Consider the following 20318-nt stretch of genomic DNA (forward strand, 5'->3'; position numbering starts at 1 on the left):
ATATGGCACATAATATGAAAGTACTTCTATATAACAACAGAGAAGGAATTTCATTATGACGTCAGCAAGCATCCATCAATTTAAACACTGGCTTAAGTTTCACCCTAATTCTCGAATTAGAAATGTTTTTTTCATTTTGAAAAACATCAGAAGCGCCGAGCTCCCTACACCTCAGATCTTCAATCGTTGCCTGTATCAAACACACAAATTGATTGTGAATGTCATCGGGGGATTTACTCGTTTTTGCTACTGGACCCCAGCGTTCAAAGGCAGAGTCGCACAGTGTGGTAAGCGCCTATATTTGTATGGAGGCCTACCTTTCGTAAGTGGACCACTGCAAATTTCAATTGGGAATGACTGTCGTATATCGGGTCACACCACATTTTCAGGGTGTACGCAGCCGCTCGACGGTTTGGAACATCCGTTACTGTCAATTGGTAATAATGTTGATGTGGGTTGGCAATCAACTATCGCGGTAGGCAAACGAGTGATTATTTCCGACAATGTCCGAATTGCTGGCGGTGCCTTTCTTTTTGGTTATTCTGGCCACCCACTTGATGCGACACGTCGTGCAAACGGTGAAGGTGATGACCCACAACAGATTGGCGACATCATACTAGAGCGAGATGTTTGGCTAGGGACCAATGTAACTGTCAAAGGCGGCGTGACAATTGGTGAAGGTGCCGTGATTGCTGCCGGTAGCGTTGTAACCAAAAATATCGCCCCATTCTCTATTGCCGCAGGTAATCCCGCACGAGTGGTTGGGGAAATAAAATCCGTAGAAGTGACAGAGTCGGATGTTTTTGATGCATTTGAGACTCACGGAGGTGACCATGCGTGATTTAATCGTATTCGGTGAAGACTTCGGCGGACTTCCATCGTCAACCCAGCACTTAGTTCGCCAACTAGCTAAAACACATAAAGTACTTTGGATTAACTCTATTGGCCTCAGACAGCCGCGCTTAAGCGTGAAAGATGTAACACGTGCATTCAATAAGTTGTTTGGTAAGACCAACGCAATCACCCAGAACATGTCGGACTCTGCGGGCCTCAGCAACATTAAAGTCGTCAACTTGAGAACCATCCCTGCTCCTGCATCATACACTTCACGCAAGCTCGCTCAAATGATGATGTTGAAACAGTTAAAACCAATAATTGAAGAGCTTAACTTACAAGCCCCAATCCTGTGGACATCACTTCCTACTGCAGTTGATCTGTGTGGGCATCTGGGGGAGTCTGCTGTGGTTTATTACTGCGGCGATGATTTCAGTGCGCTCGCAGGCGTTGATCACCAAACTGTCGCTGAGCACGAATCTAAACTTATCGATAAAGCGGATCTGATTTTCGCAGCGAGTAAAGAGTTAGTGAAAAAGTTTCCTAAATGTAAAACGCAGCTTCTTCCACACGGCGTTGATGTTGAGCTATTTTCTACACCAGTAGCCAGAGCTGAAGACCTGCCAAGTAGTCATCGTCCGATTGCAGGGTTTTATGGCAGCCTGTCGAAGTGGCTAAACTATGACATGATCGGACATGTTGTTCACGCAATGCCTGAATGGGATTTTGTATTCATTGGGCCTAACGAGCTTGATACGCTAATGTTACCAAAGTTACACAATGTCCATTACCTTGGCCCAAGACCACATCACACCTTACCAAGTTACTCACAACATTGGGATATTAGTTTGCTGCCCTTTGTAGACAATGAGCAAATACAAGCGTGTAGCCCCCTTAAGCTGATGGAATACTTAGCTGCAGGCACACCCATAGTAACAACACCATTCCCTGCCATGGCGTCTTATCAGAAGTACGTTACAGCAATCAATAATGCCCAGGAAATGATCCAAGCACTTAACAACGCTCGCCAACTCACTCACTCACCGATCTCTATCGTAGAAAAAGACAGCTGGAAAAACCGTGGCAACTTCGTACATTGGATGCTGGAGCTATTATGAACAATCTCAAGCTGCGTTTATTAAGCATATTGAACGGGATGTGGCGTCAGCGCTACGTGATTGTAATCCCTATTCTTATCTTGCCATTTGTGGGGTTTGGTGTGAGTAAACTTGCGCCAACAAAATACGATTCGCACACCAGTATGCTGATACAAGAAACCGCGAAAATGAATCCATTTCTTGAGGACATCGCCGTTTCTACCATGCTTAAAGACAGAATGAGCGCACTTAGAACCCTGTTACACAGCCGTCACGTTCTTTATTCGGTGGCAGAAGAACTTCAGCTAACAACACCTAATATGTCGGAAGCTCAAAAACAAGAGATCATTACTGATTTGTCGGAACGTTTATCTGTTACTCAAATGGGTAAAGATTTCTTAAAGATAAGTCTTACCTCTAACACGCCGATCGGTATGGAAGAGACACTTAGTTCCGTCAGCGAGCATTTTATTGAGCAAATATTGGCTCCAGAACGTTCGTCGATCCAAGACTCGAGTAGTTTCCTTAGAGTTCACATCGACGAACGAAGCGCTGAACTGGCAAAGGCGGAAGAAGAGTTAGCGAGATATATTAATGAAAATGTACACTCAACTCCTGAGGTTCAAAGCCAAAGCTTGAATCGATTGGCTTCATTAAAGCAAACCCTAGCCGAGAAACAAGCCGAGTTATCAGGTGTTGAAAAAAGCCTAGGGTCGATTGACCAACAACTATCAAAAACCAATCCTGTTATCGGCCGATTAGAAGATCAGATTATTGACACACAAAGTTCGTTAACCTTACTAAAAGCAAAGTACACCAATAAACACAGTGCTGTACAGGCGAAGGTCCTGGAATTGGAACGTCTTGAGAACGAAAGAAAAACACTGCTCGCACAGAAGCAACCCGGAATGAACAGCGACCAATTGTGGGATATTGCGAGTAGCACTTCACGAGACAAACTCTCCGACACGCAACCTCTTTTAGTGACTCAACTTCATAACCTTCAACTTGTTCGGGGGCGCTATGAGTCATTAAAAGAAGAGACAAAAAGCCTTAAAACCATGATTTTTGAATTGGAACACAAGGCAAACAACTTCGGTGACAACGCAAAAGAAATGTACCGTTTGCAGCGTGATGTAGAAGTTAAGCGACAACTATTCGATGAACTTAATGAACGTTATGAGATGGCTCAGTTAACTGGCTCGCTAGGTGTGTTCGAAGAAAATAAACGTGTGAAGATTATCGACTTACCTTACACCCCGAGTATTAAATCGAATATGCCGACCTTCATATTCATCCTAGCAGGTCTGATCGCAGGCATTGGCTTGGGTGCGGGGTTAGCGATACTGTTCGAATTGTTTGACTCATCGATCAAACGAAAAAGTGATATTGAAGCGATCATGGGCGTTTCGGTTTTAACGGTAATCCCGAAAATGAACTAAGGGCTCACTATTAACGAAACGAGCACCAACCTGATGTTGGTGCTCTTTTTTTAGCGATAAACACCATTGTTGTTCCATTGGAGATTTGAGCCGATTCCTCTCGCTGTCGATTGTCTTTTGATTCCTATTTTGAGAATGTAAAATCAACAGACACCAAATCAAATTAAGCCATTGATTAAACTTAATTTATTTTCTGGCACGGCACGTGCAACTTTGCAGTCATAACAACAAATATGTTTAGCAAAAAGACTTAAAACGTCAGTGCAAGGAGCCGCATTATGGAAAAGCCAAATACAAACCAACGTAAGAAAGTCATACATGTGGTTCAGCACCTAGCGCCAGGAGGTTTAGAAACACTCACTCTCGACTTGTTACGTCTTGCAAAGCCACTCGACCAAGTACTAATCGTTAGCTTAGAAGGAACCAAAGATGAAGCGATAAAAAATTGGCCGAAACTACAACCGTATCAAAACCAGATCGTGTTTTTAGATAAAGCACCGGGCGTTCAAATCGGCGTCATCGTCAAACTCATTAAGGCTTTTAAAGTCATACGCCCGGACGTCGTCCATACGCATCACATTGGTCCATTGCTCTACGCTGGATATGCCGCGAGAATTTCGGGGGTCCCAACCCGAATCCATACAGAGCACGACGCATGGCATTTAAAAAACAACAAGCGCCGAAGACTTCAAGCCCTTGCTTTAAAAGCCGCTCAACCGACATTAGTTGCTGACGCGACCCGTGTCTATGACCAACTTCGTCATACTTTTTCATACAACAATATCATCACTATAAAAAACGGTGTCGATTGCGATAAATTCAAGCCAACGCCCAAAGCAATTGCTCGACAAAAGCTCGAATTACCTAACGATAAACACATTGTTGGCTGTGCTGGACGCTTAGAACATGTGAAGGGACAAGATCAACTTATCAAAGCGCTCTCCTTTCTTCCCGCTAATTTCATTGTTGCGTTTGCAGGCGACGGCTCAAAGCGAACCCAATTAGAAGCGTTAACGACAAAACTTGGTTTACAAGATCGCATAATATTTCTGGGGTTAGTTGAAGACATGACCACATTTTATGGCTCGCTCGATACTTTCTGTCTTCCTTCACGACACGAAGGTCTACCCCTGTCTACGTTAGAAGCGCAAGCTTGCAATATTCCTACGGTAGCCATGGATGTTGGTGCAGTGGATGAAACGCTATGTCCAATTAGTGGCACATTGGTAAAAAAAGGAAACATTATTGAGTTAGCCAACGCTCTGCTAGAGGGCCAGCAGCAACGCGTCCTATCACCGCGCCAATATGTTCTCGACAACTTCGATATAGTGAAAATGGTCGCGTCTTACGACAATATTTCTCAAGGAGCTTGCGCATGATTGATTGGGTATTAGCCGGTTTGTGTTTGTTTTCCGGAATGTTGATTGTCTATCACCATGCAGCGTATCCGATCCTTTTACGCTGGTATGCGAAAGGCCATCCAGCACGTCAAGTAGAAGAAAGCCATCGCTGCTACAAAGATGAAAAACAAGATTGTACGTTACCAAGCATCACCATTCTTGTACCGGCATTTAACGAAGAGCAATGGATAGCAGATAAAGTCCGTAACCTAGCTTCTCTCGACTATCCGAAAAAGAAGCTACGAGTGATTATCGCGTGTGATGGCTGCACTGATAATACTGTCGACATTGCTCAGATGACGATTCAAGAAGCAATGTGCAGTGACATCCATTTCGAGATACATGAACACACTCAGAACCGAGGTAAAGTCTCAGTAGTAAACGAAGAAGTGACAAACATAACCAGCGACATCACAGCACTTAGTGACGTGTCAGCCCTGATATCATTGGATGCACTTTTAATTGCCGCTGCTCACTTCGAAAGTGACAAGGTTGGTGTCGTTAACGCTACTTATCTGTTATGCCCGACAGGAAACGAAGGTGAAAACACCTATTGGCAATATCAAACGGCAGTGAAACAGTGTGAAGCATCTTTGGGGTCCAGCTTAGGTTCTCATGGCGCCTTCTACTTATTTAGAACATCACTTTTCGAACCACTGCCACTCAATACCATTAATGATGATTTCATTTTACCGATGCAAATCGTCAAGCAAGGCTATATCGCCGAATATGAAACTCAAATGGTTGCACTGGAGCTTGAAGAGTCAAACCTCAAAACCGATTTCAAACGTCGCTTACGTATCTCGGCAGGTAACATGCAGCAAGCTATCCGATTATTCGGCTTGTTCAGTCCTAAGTTCAAAGGCATCGCTTTCGCTTTCTTTTCAGGTAAAGGGCTACGCCTACTGACCCCCTATTTGATGATCATGTGCTTAGTGTGCTCAGCTCTCCTAAATCACTATTTAGTGTTTGAAGCACTGCTGTGGGCACAGATTGCGATATACATCATTGGCTTACTTGGCTGCATATTACCGAAACGCCTAGTCACCAAACCTGTTTCATTAATCTCTTATTTAGTGGTTGGTCATTATGCCAACTTCATCGGTGGCTTACGCTACCTACTTGGATTAGAAAACTCACCTTGGACTCGTGCAAATCGTTAAGGATTGACCATGATTAATATCGACCAACAATCAAATCAAAACCTATACCAACACAAAGTCTCTCGTGCGAAGCGTACCTTCGATTTTGTAGTCTCATTGGTTGCACTTATTATTTTGTCACCAGTGTTCCCTATCATTGCTCTAGCCATTGTTCTCACTTCTCGTGGTCCAGTGCTTTATCGGCAGCTTCGCGTCGGTAAATCAACACCAGAGAAAATGGAAATCTTTGAGATCATGAAATTCAGAAGCATGTACGAAGATGCGGAGTCTCGCTCTGGTGCGGTTTGGGCTACACAAAACGACCCCAGAATTACGCCGGTCGGTCGCTTCTTAAGAAAAACTCGACTTGATGAAATCCCTCAGTTATTCAATGTGCTAAAGGGTGAAATGTCTCTAATTGGTCCACGCCCAGAACGCCCAACTTTCTACACGAAGTTAGAAAACGAGATTCCTTACTTTGCTGACCGTACTTATGGCGTTATGCCTGGTATCACAGGGCTAGCACAAGTTAATCAAGGCTATGACACTTGTATTGAAGACGTGCGCCGTAAAGTTGGATTCGACCACAGTTACGCATTAAGCCTATGCTCTGTAAAATCTTGGATTGCGACTGACCTACGCATTATCACAAAAACGATCGTTGTGATGGTTGATGGCCGAGGTCGCTAAAAATCGACTTTGCAGTCATTTATCAGATTCGGTCACGGGTAATTCTGCACTTTTTGATTTATGTCCTATCAAAACCAATGAGTCATTAACTACTCATTGTTTTTTTTCGATTTTAGATACCATTTAATATACGATGCCGCGTGAACATTCCCACTTTGTATTCAATGCCGCTTTGCTATGAAAATTGAAGGTCTTAAATTATTTACTATCGTCGTTGAGCTTGGAAGCTTTACCGCTGCAGCGAACGCACGTCAGTCGTCGAATCAATGATTTAGAGAAATCACTCAATATACAGTTGTTTTTCCGTACAACGCGCAGCCTATCGGTTACCAAGTCTGGCGAGTTGTATTACAACGAGCTGTTGAAAGCATTGGGTGCTTTGGAAAAAGCCAATCACGTGGCATCAAACTTACTAGAAGTGCCTCATGGTCGAGTCAAAATCGGTTTGCTTCCAGAGACCGGTGGTATCGTCCAAGCCACCCTATTCAAGTTCCAAGATCTCTACCCAGAAATTGAACTCGATATTCGCAGCATCAGTAACGGTTTTATCGACATGTATCGCCAAGGGTTAGACCTTGCAATGCATGGCGGTCGTTTAAGTGACTCAAATGTAGTTGCACGTAAAGTAATGGATCTACAGCGTATATTCGTTTCTAGCCCAGAATACATCGCTAAAACCGGCAGGCCAGCCACCCTTGAGGAGTTAGCGAAATTTCCGTTCGTCTGTTTTCGTTGGCCAAGTGGTGACATCGATAAAGAGTGGGAAATATCAAATCAAGTCATCAAAGTAGAGCCGTCTATCGTTAGTGACAGTATCGGCTTTGTGAAAGGAGCGTCGGTGCGGCACCGAGGCATTGCGTTATTGCCACAACTCATGGTGAGGCAAGAGCTTAAAGAAGGGTCACTGATTAACCTTTTTCCTGATCACACCATGCAACAAGAAGAAGCTTGGCTTCTTTATCCACAACGAAAAGCGTTGAGCCATACGAGTCAATTATTGATTGATTTCTTGTTACAAGAACTACCAAAACTATAGCTATTGTCTCGATTTTTATGACAGTGTTATAACGTTAGCACTGATTATCTCTAGTCTTCATCTCGATAGAATTGCTCCATCAATATTTAGGAGCAATTCATGATGTCCATCTATCGCTACTCTCTACTCGCAGCCACTCTTCTCCCTCTTTTCGGTTGCAACCATTCTGTTTCTACGGAGCCAACTGCAGATTCATCTAAAGTAACGGAAGAGCGTCCAATTCAAGTTATCCAACTTGAATCTGCATCTCAACAGTCGAGTAAAACCTTCACAGGGAAGCTTCAATCAGTAGAAACCGCAGGCGTGGCATTCCGTGTTCTCGGCACCATACAAGAATTGCTCGTTAAAACGGGCGATCGAGTGCAAAAAGGTCAGCCTATCGCTCAACTCGACCCACACGATTACCAAGTTGCATTAGAGGAGCTGCAAGCTCGCGCTTTAGAGTACCGACCGTGAATGTCGGTGGTGGTTACTACAACTATCAACTGAGTGAGAATGACTCCCTACTCGGCCCAGTATTTGGCGCGTCAGATGCGGTTGAATCAGCAACCGGTATGTCATTGCTGGAGGCACAACACGATGGCGGTTTTCTTGGCGCGAGCATCGCGTGGGAAATGGACCTGTTTGGACGCATCGACAGACAAGCAAACGCAGCTTCGATTCGTGTCGAACAAGCCGAAATCTTCCAATCGGGGTTAAATACGTTAATCACCGCAGACGTGATCCACAACTACCTTCAATACCGTGGCGCTCAAGAACGCAAAGCAATCGCCATGGAGAACATACAAGACCAACAACGAACGCTTGAACTCGTCACCAAAGTGGTTCGAAGCGGTTATGGCTCTGGGTTAGATCTGACACAGGCCAAAGCGATGCTCGCTGCAACGGAATCTATTGTTCCTCAGCTAGAAATTGCAGAACAAGTTCACAAGCAGCGTATGGTGGTATTACTAGGTGAGTCACTTTCGAACATTAATCAGCGTTTAGCGGGTGACTATACTCTGCCAAGAATGAAGGACGTTATCCCGACAGGCATCCCTTCAGATTTATTGGAACAGCGCCCAGACATTCGCATCGCAGAACGTGAAATGGCCGCTATCAACGAGGAACTTGGTGCGAGTATTGCCAATCGTTATCCAAAGTTCTTCTTAACGGGTACACCTGGCGTTACCGCTGGAAGTTTTGACGACTTGTTCAGTAGCGACTCATTCGGTTGGGCTGCGTCAGCGGGTATTAGTTGGAATGTGTTTGATGGTGGCCGCGGTGAAGCCATGGTCGAGATGAATGAAGCAAGATTCCGCTCAGCAGCACTTAATTACCAACATTCGGTAGACAGCGCATTCGCTGAAGTAGATTCAAGCTTGTTCGCGTACGGTCGCAGCCAAGAGAATCAAAAGCGTATTGATGAAGCCACCCTCGCCGTCGATAACGCCGTCAATAAGGCAAAATCCTTGTACAAAGCTGGCCTTGTTGATTACTTGTCTGTGTTAGATGCACAAAGACAACCAAAGATGATGCAAGGCCGCCAAGCTACAAACCGCGAACAGCACTATCGCTGTATATAAAGCACTCGGTGGTGATTGGAAAGTCTCTAACAATACAGAAAATGTCGAGTTAGCTGCTGTAAATTAAAAGACCGACACACAATTCACCAAAGCAATAAACAAAAAATACCGCTGAATCAATCAGCGGTATTTTTCTATTCATACAAACGTGACTACTTAGCTTGGTTGCGCTTCGCCCACTCTTGTACGGCATCACCCATCGTTAATCCCGTTGAGCTTTTCATCCAAAACATGAAATCACGATCAAACTTAAACTGTTCACCAAGTTGGGATTTAAAATATCGACGGACATTCTGAGTCGTTTTATAGCTATCTGTGATTAACGTGTTCTCATCTATAAGATTTTTGTGCCAATCAACCTTTGTCATGTACTCTCATTCCTTCTTGAAAATAATCAATTCAAATTGCGCCGGAACAGCGTCTAATTACACGTTTCTTGGTGCGAACATAATAATCGCCATACCAAGCAGCGCCACCGAACCACCAACTAGATCCCACGTTGTTGGCTTCTCACCATCGATAAGCCACAGCCATACCAGTGCGACTGAGATGTACACACCACCGTAAGCCGCATAAACTCGCCCTGTTGCTGTAGGGTGTAGCGTGAGTAACCAAGCAAATGCGGCAAGGCTGATGGCCGCCGGAATAAGTAACCAAACACTCTTGTCTTCCCTTAGCCAAAGGTAAGGTAAATAACACCCTACTATTTCCGCTATCGCCGTAAGTACAAAAAGACCTACCGTTTTAAATTCAATCACAATTTACCTGTACCCGTTAAAACCAACCCAGATCATTCACACAGTTAGTCACTTCATTCGACTAACTGCTTTTACTCAACGCAACCTTCAAACCTTGTGCGTCTTTACAACCAATATAAATGTTTTTTCCAACGCTTAAGCTTAGCTTTATTGCTGAGCCTGTTGATGCGTTATACAGCCATCCATCACTCAACATTCGGATACCAATACCTTGATACCACTTAGTTTGATAAAACGATGTCTCGACGATATCAGATACCTTCACAGCCTTACGCCAAAAACCAAAACCGAAATACCAAGTCAGTGTGTCGCCTTTTAGCTCAATCGTCATGGAGAAAAAGAGAATCGCAATTAAAGCGTTTGTCGACAGGGCAAACAAGGCTCCGAAGCCGTTGTCAGATGCAAATACAATAAACACGCTAAGCACAATGAGGATCAAGAGCAACCCTTTGTTGAGCTCCTTGCTATAAAACATACTTCAAACTCCTTTTGTTAGAGGTGTTGGTAAGCTACGTAATCTTATCTGAAGACCAGCCTTCTAACCATTCGAGTCACGAAATGTGCGCAGACTCCAACAGCGACGCCAATGATCATTGCCTTGATACTACCCAGCCAAAGTATCAAACCAGAGTACCCTTGTGCTGGCCCTAAATCGTCGTTTCTGGTCACATCGGTGAACATGAACCCATTCCACCAAACATGTAACAATACCGTAGATAGATGCATACAAATGGCAATGGTTCCAAGTAACGCATGCCTGTCAGCAGCGCCATCTTGGCAAAATGAGAAAACGAGCAAAAAGGTAAAAATTAAAGGCGCAGACAACACCAAAGAGACAGTGAACGCTTCTAACCCACTCTCGCTTCCATAACTATAAGTGCTAAACACCATGGCCATTGATAGCAAAAGCGGCGCAAGTGCAGTCCATGTTAATCTGTTCATTTCAGTTCCCTGTCTTAGTAATTAGCTTGAAGAAAAAGTCGATAATCGACAGGGAACGTTAATTACCAAAAACAGCGCATCTGAAATGCACTTATATCTCAACAACTCGATAGAAGACTCAGTCTTTGGTGAATCTTATGTAACGTAAGCCTTAAATCTTTGGGTCAACCTACATCATTTTGCACGCTTTGTTTTTGTTTCGCACAGATTATTGCTTGCTTGATCTTCGCCTTATGATTCTCTTCCCACTGAGCCAATGTTAACGAGGCTTCTTTATTGGCCTTCTCTGAAGCCATTAAAAATACCTCATCTTTTCTGGACTGAGGAATAACAGCAATTCCCTCGATATCAGCCACAATGATATCTCCCGTTGAGACGTTTATGCCTCCACATCTAATTTCAGTACCTAGTTCAGAATAAACCTCTTTTTTTCCCGGAACTGGATGAACACCTTTAGCAAAACTGGGAATTTCATGTCTGTAATTTCACCTAAGTCCCGAATAACACCGTCAATAATAAAGCCTTTTATGCCTCGGCTCTTAGCAACTGCGCATACATTGCCTCCTGCTACTGCATATTCGCTATCAACGCCATCGACGACAATGATTGAGCCTTTTGGTGCTTCGTATATTGCAGAATGAAGCATTCAGTTATCACCAGCAGCTAACTGAACCGTAAAAGCTTCGCCACAAATTCGCGGCATGTCCTGCCAAAGAGGACCAATATTGAAATCCATAAAGTACTGGTTACCCAATATGTTTCCGTACTCGGTTGTCGCTAATGTAGAAAAGTCTTGCTTCATATTTACACTCCTTGTTTGAACCATGCTTAACCCAAGAAATGCCAAGCAAAGTGAATCTAGTATTAGCCCATTGTCATCGAAAAAACCGTATTACCTGTTAATGCATAACACGATAACGACTATGCAAATTAACTTTGTATTGATGTATTAAAGCGAGAAGAACTCGGCAAACAGAGATTGCCGAGTATATTAAATCGAATTGGTACTTATGTTATGTGACTAGCGCTCGCTGATTGCAACTTTACCTGCCAACCCAATAAGCAAAAAACCAGATACACCCTCAAGTGTTCGAGAATAACGTTCAGAATTTGGTCGACTAAACACCCAGCTTCCCACTGAGGCGTATAAAACATTACATAGTGTTGCTAACGCACTAAACAACAAACCAAGTATCAATAATTGTGTTGAAGCAGAGCCAACTGATGTATCAATAAATTGAGGCAGAAACGAAAGGAAAAAGAGTGCAACCTTTGGGTTTAAAACGCTAACAATGACACCTTGAACAAATACGCTTCTCTCGGTATCGGCGTTTTCACTCACAACAATTTTGTTACCCCCTCGCCACATTGAGATTAGGGACTGAATACCCAAGTACACCAAGTACAAAGCACCTAGCCATTTCACAACACTAAAAGCTAAAGCAGAGCTCAAAATTATTGCGGATAAGCCTAAGCATGCGGCTAAAGTATGGATGAAGTAACCAACACCCAAGCCAACAGCAGCTTTCATTCCACTCACCATCTTTCCTTTCATTGTATTTGAAACAATGTAGATGACATCAGGCCCTGGAATCATATTGATCGCCAGGCAAGCAACCACAAATAATAGCACTGAATTTAAATCCATTTCTTTTCCTCTTATTTTAAGCACATTGTGGTATGGCGAATCGAAAAGGTTTGAACGATACAATACAAAAGTTAAGGGGCAGCACCCAAATCAAATAAAACACCGCAAAGTAAAAATTCATGCACGACAAACAATTCTTAAGCAATATATCGATAAATTCACCACTTAAATTCATGTGCGCAAACATATTGAAAATTGAGATAATATGAAAGAGGTTGAGTAAAAAAGTGAGACGGGTGGCTAGAAAACTTTGCTACAATTGAGAGACGAAATTGGGCTGAAAAAAGAACGCGTGGCACTATCGCAATTTCAATAACTTAAAATGAGAAAAGGGTTCATTTTTATATTTTGAAAGCAACAGCCAATTCTACAGTAAGCAATGAAACGCAAAGCATGATCAAAAGCGATGCAATTCACTAAATAGTTGGTTAGCAGATATCCTACAGCGCGAGTTTGAACCCTTCGTGTGTTGCTTTGAATCCAAGTTTCTCATAGAACCTGATGGCATCAGGGCGCTGCTTGTCACTTGTTAACTGAACGATTGTACAGCCTTTGTTTTTTGCCAGTTCGATAGCGTGTCCGAACATTTGCTCACCGAAACCTTGTCCACGATAGTCACTATGGATTCGAACACCTTCGATAAGACAGCGCCAACTACCAATATGTGTCAGATACGGAATAAAGGTTAGTTGAAGCATCCCGACTAGAGCGCCTTCCAGTTCAACAACCAATAATTCGTTGTTTGGGTCTCGGGTAATCGCTTCGAACGCTTCAATATAGCCACGATTCAACGGAATAGACGCATCTTCTCGTTTACTACCAAGTAGGTCATTTGAAAGCAAAGCAACAAGGCTTTCCAAATCTTCAAATTCAGCTGAACGATACTTTAATTCCATCTATAAATCCTTTTTACTTCTGACTACTTACGCCGCATTTAAGTATTAGCAATGCGACGACAAAGCTTCACCTTACCATCGTAGAAATCGAACTCAACTATTGGATGGAAAATGACATACGTGCCGAATCGCTCTTGAACAAATGTTATGCAAAATTCGACAATGCTGATTTGTACGCCTTTCTTGCCTCGGAGCTTAAGTAGCTATCCATACCTTGGAACAGTTCAAATAGCTCAGAACCATATTTGAGCTTGAACTCTTCACTGTTATAGACAAGCTCTAGCTCATTAGCGACCGTTAACTCGCAAAACAACTTCACCGTTGCACTCTCGAGTTTGAATATTGAACCAGTAAATCTGTCTTTAAACTCGATTTCTGGCACTTTACCAAATTGAGGAAATACATAGTCTCGGTCACATGAACAATACAAATAAACCAATGCTTCTTCATCATTACCAATAATTCGTGCTATGTCTTGACGCTGGCTTAACGACACCATATTTTCATCGAAACCTGCTGTTCCATACGCGGCATGGAAGAGACCTGCGATTTGAAGTAGCTCGCTACTACCCCAGTTAATTAGAACTTGTTCAGTTCCTTTCAAGTGTGCTTCCAATGAACCGTTAAGGTGCTGAAAGTCACCCGCACCAAGTTCTTGAAGCATCAAAAATTTGTCCATAAATCTCCTTAAGGTTAAAAACCAGCCAATGAATAATTACGCCATACCACTTGAACTGAATTTCGTGTGGTCATAAAGATGAGGCTGAAACTGCCAAGCGCGAGAATCTTTGTTAGGTAGTTTGTTTTGTACTTAATATTTGACTCGAATTGATATCCCTAACCAAGCAGCGCCTTCACGCTTGTTAGCTGCAGTGTGCCAATTCTCAATTGAGTCCCACTCGGCTCTAGTACCAGTTATACCTGAATCAAACCAGTTGCCCTTAGCATCGTTAAGTACGTAATGCAGTGAACCATTGACCCTGATAACTGATATCAACATTGTGTTGTTGGGTGTCGACTTGCCTAACGACAAAACTTTTGTTGAAACACCCAGCTTTTCAATTAGCTCAAATTCGATAGGGAAAACTCGCCGCAAATATTCATCCGTTTGTGCATCTCTAATAAGTACCTCACACTCTATGCCAAATTGACGAAGAACATAGAGCATTGCTCCTAATGAATTGTAGCCGGAGTGTTCAATGTATTCTGGGTACTCGCCGGGAGTAATTATTCCCGTGATCTTATAGAGTTCAAAAGCGAAGTCTTTCAATTCTTCTAAACCATTAACTTCGACAGGAGCCCCCGTGAATGAAACCTGCACCGCATCAAATTTATGTAGCTTAAGAGGCGAGTTAAGGGGTAATTTATCCATACTTTTTAAATAAGCAGTAATACAATAAGGTCCACAATACAAACTACCTTCTGGCTGTCTCAACTTTGGAAACATAGTCAACAATACCCTCGAAATTTTTGAATAACGGTAAACAAAGGTAGTGAGCACGTTGTCATCGGACTCAGCTACACCACCTTCAACACTACACGCAAAGCGTCGAAAAGCGCCAAATGTTGTGAATCATATTAAACAGATTATCGCCATTTATGCCAAAGACAAACCACCGTCTACTACCAATGTGTGCCCTACTATATAAGTAGCCTTGTCTGAAAGTAAAAACTCTATTGCGTCTACTATCTCATTGGTACAACCAAACCGCTTCATGGGAACGGCTTGAGATACCTCCGAGCGGATATTTTCATTTTCCAGTTGGCGCTCTTCCCAACGTGGGGTCCATGTTACACCTGGCGCTACCGCATTAATTCGAATACCAGATCCAATACTCTCAAGTGCAACTGAGCGCGTTAATCCTTCCAAAGCATGTTTAGACGCGCTGTACATTGATGCATTTGGCGTTGGTCTAAGGCCATTCACCGAACTTAAATTCACTATGTTTGAGCCAGGCCCCATTAACTTTAATTCTGCTCGCAGACATAAAGCCTGACACAAGAAATCCACATTGAGGGTTTCTTTAAGTAATTCGATGTCAACTTTATGTAGATAACCTCGTGAAACCAGCGCTGGAGAAGCGTTATTTACTGCAATATCTAGTTTCTTATATTCGGATTCAATATAGGAGAATAGACCCGCTAGTTGCTCTTGGTCAGCAATATCTACAACCCTATGATCCACAGCGTCTAATTCTGGATATATAGCAAGCACTTTCCCCCACCCTGCTTCAGAACGTGAGCACGTGACAACCCTATAACCCAATTCTACTAGGCGTAGAACGAGACCTAGTCCGATACCTTTCGAACCACCAGTTACTAAAGCTACTTTCAAGTTTGAACTCCTTTTCTAGATATGTATAGTGACCAATCATGCTGCATTAAGTGGTGAAAAACGCAACATAGATCCTTCTGAATACCACCTTAACGCCTTAAATAAGCCCATAGTGAAAATGCCATGCATTGTGAATCAATTTTAATCGCCAATTTAGTAGCAAGTTTTACCACGTTGTTGAAAACCATATAAAAGAATAACACCTAAGCTAAAACTAACCACATGACCAACCTTTGGAAGATGGTACTCGCTGAAGATTAGATCTAGAGCGAATGCTGGGCCAATTGTTAGTATTAAAACACCCAACGCCAACTTCCCTTCAATCTGTCGTCACCTTACACACTAAAACCAACGCATAGTAAAAATGCCAAGTGTTGTGAATCACTCTTAAGCAGATTGTTATGCAAATTTTTCACGACGCATCGTTGTAATCGCATACCCCATTTCACGATACTTTTCACAACGTTGTTGTAGAAACCCAGGATACCGACTTTCTTCAACCTCATTGAAGCCAATATGCTTGTAGAAATCTGTTACATGAACAAGCGGCATACAATAGGCGGTACGCAAATTTAAAACAGGCTCAATGTGCTTAAGAAATTGAAGTCCTAGACCTTGACCTTGAAACTCACTCGCAATGTACATGCCCCTGAGTATCGTCACGTCATTAATAAGCTCAACTTTCACTGAGCCGATAATCGCACCATCGTTGAGGCAGATAAATGCTCTTTCAGTATTAGACCAAGCGCTATGATAGCCCTGCTCTTTATAGAATTGACCAACAGCATCTTTCATAGAGCTATCGGCTTCAAAAATTCTCATTTTTTCTCCATTTGAATAACACCAAATTAAATAGTGAGCAACGCTACCACCTACTTGAAGCATTGTGCTGTAAATACTAAAGCTGATTTAAACCTAAAGTGCCAAGTGTTGCGAATCTTATTAAATTTATTGATATGAAACAACATTTTCGTAGCTGTAGATGTGGTCTACGTACAACTTACCGCCTATTTTATAAGCTTCTGGCACTACTTCTTTCAAAGACAATCCACTTTTAGTAAGTACTTTCTCTGAACCTATATTTCCTTCAGTCACTATAGCGCCAAACATTCGAATACCTTGTCCCTTTGAAGCTGACTTAAGCAAAGCTTTTAAGGACTCCGTTCCGAAACCTTGACCATGATATTTAGGCAGAATTAAGTAACCAACTTCAGCTTTACCCTCAGTTATTCGAAAACCGGTAACGCCAATTTTTTCACCCGTCTCATTCAAAGCCATGGTCAGACACAACGAATGATCAGAGCTTTTATTCCAGGCAGGAAGCCTCGACTCAAAGCTTTCCTAAATAGCCTCGGGTGATGGTTCATCAAAACATAGGCTAATTACTGCTGGGTCTTGATTCAGAGACTGGAATAAACCCCAGTCATCAGCAGTAATTTGAACCATTTCTAATCTGTCTGTTTGTATCTTCAATTGCTGAACTCTCCTTATTTCATAACACCCTGCTAAGGGGTGAGCAACGCAACACTGAAGCCGCCGCATCCCACCTTAATCACTAAAACCAACGCATGATAAAAATGCCACGCGTTGCAAATCATTCTTGAACGGTTTGTTATACGCGTCCTATCGGTTGTATTTAACCTTATTCAAAACTTCTTTTAGTTCATGCGTTTTCTCAAGGTTTACATCGTGAATATTGGCTAAAGCACAAACATAGTACAAGACGTCATATAACTCTTCTGCGATTGAACCTTTGAGTTGTTCTAGAGTTGGTTGCCCAGGTTTACCTTTGCGAATAGATTCCGATAATTCGCCAACTTCTTCGATTAGTTTTAAAAAATAGTGTTCAGATTGCTCTGGAGCATAATCGAATTCTTTTATATGACTTTGTAACTCAGATAACTTCATAACATCCTTTTTGTATCATCTTTCATAAAGTGTATAGCGTCCCGTTGAGGTATGAGCAACGCAATACGGAAGCCGCCGCATACCACCTTACACACTAATACCTACGCATAGCAAAAATGCCAAGCATTACGAATCACTTTTAAACAGATTGTATGCATCACAGTTCCCACCCAGACTTATATGTTCTAGCACTCAATAAACTACAGAGCTCGTCCATTACTTTCATTGACTTTTCAAGCCTGGGTAGCCTTTCATCCGAAAGGGTATCATTGACCCAGTGACGATTATGAACATACAAGTTGTAGGGATTGATAATACACTTGAAATCAATGCTTAGTGACGTCGAGAGCGCAGAGTCAGCCATGTAACTATGAGGTAGCCCCGCTGTGGTTACAAACGTCACGACTTTATCGAAGAGCGCGCCAGTTAAACTACCATCAGGAGTTGTAGACCCAACATATTCAATGTATTTCTTTAACTCAGAACAACACCCCCAATTATAAATTGGGCTACATAAAACGATACCACTCGCCTCAGACGTTAACTTATGTAACGCCTTATATTGTTCTGTCTGATATATTTTGTCGTTATCAAAATTTGGCACATTAAGTTCGGCCAAATCAACAAATTTAACTTGTCTATCCAACGATTGTAGTTCATCAATACATAGCTTAGCGATTTGACGACTTCGACTGTTTGGATCCAAGCTCGAACTTACTACCAAAATGTACATGTTACCTCCTGCCGAATGCTAACGCCGCCATAAGTTGTGCACCCACTGCACTTACAAAACCCGCCAAACTTCAAACCAAGAATGCGCAGTGTAATGCATCAAATTGATGGCTTTGTTATGCATTTTTTGTAAAGTTCTGCTCAATGTCATACCCAATAGCTGTACCCCGTTGATCAAACATATTGATAAATTTCTTTATCTCAGGCTTACCATTTGAACCGAAAATAAGACCATTTAAGGTTGCTCGAATACCAAACTGGTTTTTTAGAGTATTAACAGGGTTAGCTTGAGTAACCATTTTAAAGATACCCATACCAGCTTCCATTGTTACAGGTTTCTGAGCAGACCCTAATCCAATTTTTGCATTAACATAGTCTGACACTGAATCTAACTGCTTACGATAATTAGCAATTTCTTTAACATCATCTTGAGATAGTGCGTTCTGAAATAACTTTAACCACTCTCTTAGTTTTAAAAAGTCATCTCGCATTTCTAATGCAACTGCAATCATCTGGCTAGGCGAGTTTGATTCTTGAATCACTCGGATCGGAATAGCTGGCATGTTTACAAATAAAGAATACAAAGCATCCGTACCATAAACCTTTTTTGATACCTTCATCTGCTCATCATTTAGAAATGATGTCAGTTGATGGAGCGCATCGGCAGATGGCAACATAAAGCCTGAATTAACAAAGAATCTTTTTCTTAGAGGGTGTGGAGTATAGCTTTTCTCGTAGACAAAGCTTCTTGCGCACATTCCAGCGCCACCCCACATCGTTGCAGATAACACAGGGTACTGAACTTGATTCGCTTCTTTCCAACTAAGAACATTTTCTTGGTGAGCAAGTTTAAGAGACTCAGTCGAACTCATATGTTCAATAATGCGATTACGCGGCTCGACCAACTTATGAGGCTCTTGCAAAAACGCATAGCTTCTTACTACGCCTAAACTCCTCGCCGCTAAAATTGGACTTTGTGTTCTAACCCATGCATGTTCAAACTTTTCTTCGACTAAAATTTCATCACGTAGAACCAAATCGGTGAGAAAGTCGAACAACGCTTCCGTCTGAATCGATGGATAACTAACGGGTTTGTACTGATGTTCATCATTTTGAACAACTATTTCGTCAGCATGTATATCTTCCATACCACGAATGAATAAGTTTGAAATATCTTCGAGAGACCAATTATCGGAAATAATACCTTGAGCCATTTAACCTCCTTAATGTTTGAAAATGAGAAATGCATAGACATAATGACCCCCACGAAAGGTGCTAGCCTCCAATATCGTGGGTTAGCTGAAAGCCAGAGCCATAATTAGTGCGTTAAACAACTAAATTTGGAGGCTAGCATGAGTAAAGATAGCATAATTTTCATTGGCTTAGATACGCATAAGTCATTTATTCAAGACGCTGTTTTACAAGAACATCGAGGGGCAAACCCACAACAGTTAGGCCGTATTAAATCCAATAAGGCCGCGCTAATTAAATTGGCCAAGCAACTGCAATCCAAGTATCCAAAAGCCACTCTGCACTTTGTCTATGAAGCTGGACCATGTGGTTACTGGACTTATCGCCTGATTACGAGCCTTGGACACTGCTGCTATGTCGTCGCTCCATCACTTATACCTAAGAAGCCAGGCGATAGAGTTAAAACTGACAAACGAGATGCTGCAAAGCTCGCCAAGCTGTTAAAAGCCGAAGAGCTCACACCCATCTATGTTCCGGAAGCAGAAGATGAAGCCATTCGAGACCTATCACGTGCCAGAGAAACGGCTATGAAAGATCTCAAAGACGCAAAGTTCCAACTCAAAGGCTTTCTTCTTCGCAATAATATCCAAGCGACGGTGAATGATAACTGGTCTAAAAAGCATCTACGGTGGCTGACCGATC

General features: G+C 42.4%; 22 protein-coding genes and 5 pseudogenes. 10 read left to right on the plus strand and 17 right to left on the minus strand.

All coding sequences use genetic code 11. The features are described 5' to 3' along the window. The first annotated feature begins 55 nt into the window (after window positions 1-55). From JC606_RS00715 to JC606_RS00755, 9 genes and pseudogenes are all read left to right on the plus strand, one after another. Entirely contained in the window at window positions 56-841 is a 786-nt protein-coding gene (locus JC606_RS00715) for an acyltransferase (RefSeq protein ID WP_102422959.1), read from the plus strand. After that, complete coding sequence (locus JC606_RS00720; RefSeq protein WP_137406406.1) at window positions 834-1952, plus strand: glycosyltransferase; 1119 nt, start codon at window positions 834-836, stop codon at window positions 1950-1952. Before JC606_RS00715 ends, JC606_RS00720 begins: the two co-directional genes overlap by 8 nt. Further along, on the plus strand, window positions 1949-3373 hold the full coding sequence (locus JC606_RS00725; RefSeq protein WP_198777592.1) for a GumC family protein: 1425 nt from the start codon (window positions 1949-1951) through the stop codon (window positions 3371-3373). The genes JC606_RS00720 and JC606_RS00725 overlap by 4 nt, the downstream gene beginning before the upstream one ends. 278 nt (window positions 3374-3651) lie before the next feature. Continuing rightward, on the plus strand, window positions 3652-4752 hold the full coding sequence (locus tag JC606_RS00730; protein WP_137406404.1) for a glycosyltransferase: 1101 nt from the start codon (window positions 3652-3654) through the stop codon (window positions 4750-4752). Next, window positions 4749-5936, plus strand: a complete 1188-nt coding sequence (locus JC606_RS00735; protein ID WP_198777593.1) for a glycosyltransferase family 2 protein — start codon at window positions 4749-4751, stop codon at window positions 5934-5936. Before JC606_RS00730 ends, JC606_RS00735 begins: the two co-directional genes overlap by 4 nt. A gap of 9 nt (window positions 5937-5945) precedes the next feature. Continuing rightward, window positions 5946-6605, plus strand: coding sequence for a sugar transferase (locus tag JC606_RS00740; RefSeq protein ID WP_102426233.1), 660 nt, complete (start codon window positions 5946-5948; stop codon window positions 6603-6605). 177 nt (window positions 6606-6782) lie between these two features. Further along, window positions 6783-7641 (plus strand): annotated as a pseudogene (locus JC606_RS00745) (LysR family transcriptional regulator). Window positions 7642-7740: 99 nt separating this feature from the next. Then, window positions 7741-8085, plus strand: a pseudogene (locus JC606_RS00750) (efflux RND transporter periplasmic adaptor subunit); the annotation flags it as partial. After that, window positions 8079-9273 (plus strand): annotated as a pseudogene (locus JC606_RS00755) (TolC family protein); the annotation flags it as partial. The pseudogenes JC606_RS00750 and JC606_RS00755, both read left to right, overlap by 7 nt. 85 nt (window positions 9274-9358) lie before the next feature. Here JC606_RS00755 and JC606_RS00760 read toward each other — a convergent pair. The 17 genes and pseudogenes from JC606_RS00760 to JC606_RS00835 all read right to left on the minus strand — a co-directional run bounded on the left by JC606_RS00760 (window position 9359) and on the right by JC606_RS00835 (window position 19639). Beyond that, complete coding sequence (locus JC606_RS00760; RefSeq protein ID WP_137406402.1) at window positions 9359-9574, minus strand: DUF6434 domain-containing protein; 216 nt, start codon at window positions 9572-9574, stop codon at window positions 9359-9361. Window positions 9575-9631: 57 nt separating this feature from the next. After that, entirely contained in the window at window positions 9632-9964 is a 333-nt protein-coding gene (locus tag JC606_RS00765) for a YnfA family protein (RefSeq protein ID WP_137406401.1), read from the minus strand. 61 nt (window positions 9965-10025) lie between these two features. Continuing rightward, window positions 10026-10439: a hypothetical protein gene (locus JC606_RS00770; protein ID WP_137406400.1), complete on the minus strand. Its 414-nt coding sequence runs from the start codon at window positions 10437-10439 to the stop codon at window positions 10026-10028. 44 nt (window positions 10440-10483) lie between these two features. Further along, entirely contained in the window at window positions 10484-10906 is a 423-nt protein-coding gene (locus JC606_RS00775; protein WP_137406399.1) for a hypothetical protein, read from the minus strand. A 164-nt stretch (window positions 10907-11070) separates the two neighbouring features. Continuing rightward, a complete protein-coding gene (locus tag JC606_RS23625) occupies window positions 11071-11262 on the minus strand; it encodes a hypothetical protein (RefSeq protein ID WP_004742199.1) in 192 nt (63 codons plus the stop codon). A 33-nt stretch (window positions 11263-11295) separates the two neighbouring features. After that, window positions 11296-11552 (minus strand): annotated as a pseudogene (locus JC606_RS23630) (RraA family protein); the annotation flags it as partial. Continuing rightward, window positions 11553-11708 carry a hypothetical protein gene (locus JC606_RS23635; protein WP_443083676.1) on the minus strand — a complete coding sequence of 52 codons (156 nt, stop codon included), beginning with the start codon at window positions 11706-11708 and terminating at the stop codon, window positions 11553-11555. A 219-nt stretch (window positions 11709-11927) separates the two neighbouring features. Beyond that, window positions 11928-12554 (minus strand): LysE family translocator, encoded by a 627-nt coding sequence (locus JC606_RS00785; protein WP_198777594.1) that lies wholly within the window; start codon window positions 12552-12554, stop codon window positions 11928-11930. A 440-nt stretch (window positions 12555-12994) separates the two neighbouring features. After that, window positions 12995-13450, minus strand: a complete 456-nt coding sequence (locus JC606_RS00790) for a GNAT family N-acetyltransferase (RefSeq protein WP_198777595.1) — start codon at window positions 13448-13450, stop codon at window positions 12995-12997. Window positions 13451-13595: 145 nt separating this feature from the next. Further along, a complete protein-coding gene (locus JC606_RS00795; protein ID WP_137406397.1) occupies window positions 13596-14129 on the minus strand; it encodes a DUF6817 domain-containing protein in 534 nt (177 codons plus the stop codon). Between the two features lie 132 nt (window positions 14130-14261). Continuing rightward, the gene (locus JC606_RS00800; RefSeq protein ID WP_233090014.1) at window positions 14262-14897 is read right to left on the minus strand and encodes a hypothetical protein; all 636 of its coding nucleotides are present in this window, start codon (window positions 14895-14897) and stop codon (window positions 14262-14264) included. 150 nt (window positions 14898-15047) lie between these two features. Continuing rightward, complete coding sequence (locus JC606_RS00805) at window positions 15048-15785, minus strand: SDR family NAD(P)-dependent oxidoreductase (RefSeq protein ID WP_137406395.1); 738 nt, start codon at window positions 15783-15785, stop codon at window positions 15048-15050. Window positions 15786-16184: 399 nt separating this feature from the next. Continuing rightward, the gene (locus JC606_RS00810; RefSeq protein ID WP_198777597.1) at window positions 16185-16607 is read right to left on the minus strand and encodes a GNAT family N-acetyltransferase; all 423 of its coding nucleotides are present in this window, start codon (window positions 16605-16607) and stop codon (window positions 16185-16187) included. Between the two features lie 126 nt (window positions 16608-16733). Then, window positions 16734-17231: pseudogene (locus JC606_RS00815) on the minus strand (GNAT family N-acetyltransferase). A 177-nt stretch (window positions 17232-17408) separates the two neighbouring features. Beyond that, window positions 17409-17693 carry a MazG nucleotide pyrophosphohydrolase domain-containing protein gene (locus JC606_RS00825; protein WP_198777599.1) on the minus strand — a complete coding sequence of 95 codons (285 nt, stop codon included), beginning with the start codon at window positions 17691-17693 and terminating at the stop codon, window positions 17409-17411. Between the two features lie 157 nt (window positions 17694-17850). Further along, the gene (locus JC606_RS00830; RefSeq protein WP_198777600.1) at window positions 17851-18426 is read right to left on the minus strand and encodes an NADPH-dependent FMN reductase; all 576 of its coding nucleotides are present in this window, start codon (window positions 18424-18426) and stop codon (window positions 17851-17853) included. A gap of 115 nt (window positions 18427-18541) precedes the next feature. After that, window positions 18542-19639, minus strand: coding sequence for a hypothetical protein (locus JC606_RS00835; protein WP_198777601.1), 1098 nt, complete (start codon window positions 19637-19639; stop codon window positions 18542-18544). 138 nt (window positions 19640-19777) lie between these two features. Here JC606_RS00835 and JC606_RS00840 point away from each other — a divergent pair. Beyond that, window positions 19778-20318 (plus strand): IS110 family transposase (locus tag JC606_RS00840; RefSeq protein WP_198777602.1); only part of this gene is annotated, 541 nt, incomplete at its 3' end.

The sequence above is a fragment of the Vibrio sp. IB15 genome (genome assembly GCF_016406055.1).
In the GTDB taxonomy this organism is placed as follows: domain Bacteria; phylum Pseudomonadota; class Gammaproteobacteria; order Enterobacterales; family Vibrionaceae; genus Vibrio; species Vibrio chagasii.

Bases quoted from the DNA above. Each gene is read 5' to 3' on its own strand.
- JC606_RS00760 (WP_137406402.1), bottom strand. From the start codon at position 9,574: ATGACAAAGGTTGATTGGCACAAAAATCTTATAGATGAGAACACGTTA.
- JC606_RS00725 (WP_198777592.1), top strand. From the start codon at position 1,949: ATGAACAATCTCAAGCTGCGTTTATTAAGCATATTGAACGGGATGTGG.
- JC606_RS00810 (WP_198777597.1), bottom strand. From the start codon at position 16,607: ATGAGAATTTTTGAAGCCGATAGCTCTATGAAAGATGCTGTTGGTCAA.
- JC606_RS00770 (WP_137406400.1), bottom strand. From the start codon at position 10,439: ATGTTTTATAGCAAGGAGCTCAACAAAGGGTTGCTCTTGATCCTCATT.
- JC606_RS00775 (WP_137406399.1), bottom strand. From the start codon at position 10,906: ATGAACAGATTAACATGGACTGCACTTGCGCCGCTTTTGCTATCAATG.
- JC606_RS00825 (WP_198777599.1), bottom strand. From the start codon at position 17,693: ATGAAGTTATCTGAGTTACAAAGTCATATAAAAGAATTCGATTATGCT.
- JC606_RS00795 (WP_137406397.1), bottom strand. From the start codon at position 14,129: ATGGACAAATTTTTGATGCTTCAAGAACTTGGTGCGGGTGACTTTCAG.
- JC606_RS00800 (WP_233090014.1), bottom strand. From the start codon at position 14,897: ATGTTTCCAAAGTTGAGACAGCCAGAAGGTAGTTTGTATTGTGGACCT.
- JC606_RS00735 (WP_198777593.1), top strand. From the start codon at position 4,749: ATGATTGATTGGGTATTAGCCGGTTTGTGTTTGTTTTCCGGAATGTTG.
- JC606_RS00830 (WP_198777600.1), bottom strand. From the start codon at position 18,426: ATGTACATTTTGGTAGTAAGTTCGAGCTTGGATCCAAACAGTCGAAGT.
- JC606_RS00790 (WP_198777595.1), bottom strand. From the start codon at position 13,450: ATGGAATTAAAGTATCGTTCAGCTGAATTTGAAGATTTGGAAAGCCTT.
- JC606_RS00740 (WP_102426233.1), top strand. From the start codon at position 5,946: ATGATTAATATCGACCAACAATCAAATCAAAACCTATACCAACACAAA.
- JC606_RS23635 (WP_443083676.1), bottom strand. From the start codon at position 11,708: ATGAAGCAAGACTTTTCTACATTAGCGACAACCGAGTACGGAAACATA.
- JC606_RS00730 (WP_137406404.1), top strand. From the start codon at position 3,652: ATGGAAAAGCCAAATACAAACCAACGTAAGAAAGTCATACATGTGGTT.
- JC606_RS00720 (WP_137406406.1), top strand. From the start codon at position 834: ATGCGTGATTTAATCGTATTCGGTGAAGACTTCGGCGGACTTCCATCG.
- JC606_RS00785 (WP_198777594.1), bottom strand. From the start codon at position 12,554: ATGGATTTAAATTCAGTGCTATTATTTGTGGTTGCTTGCCTGGCGATC.
- JC606_RS00715 (WP_102422959.1), top strand. From the start codon at position 56: ATGACGTCAGCAAGCATCCATCAATTTAAACACTGGCTTAAGTTTCAC.
- JC606_RS00835 (WP_198777601.1), bottom strand. From the start codon at position 19,639: ATGGCTCAAGGTATTATTTCCGATAATTGGTCTCTCGAAGATATTTCA.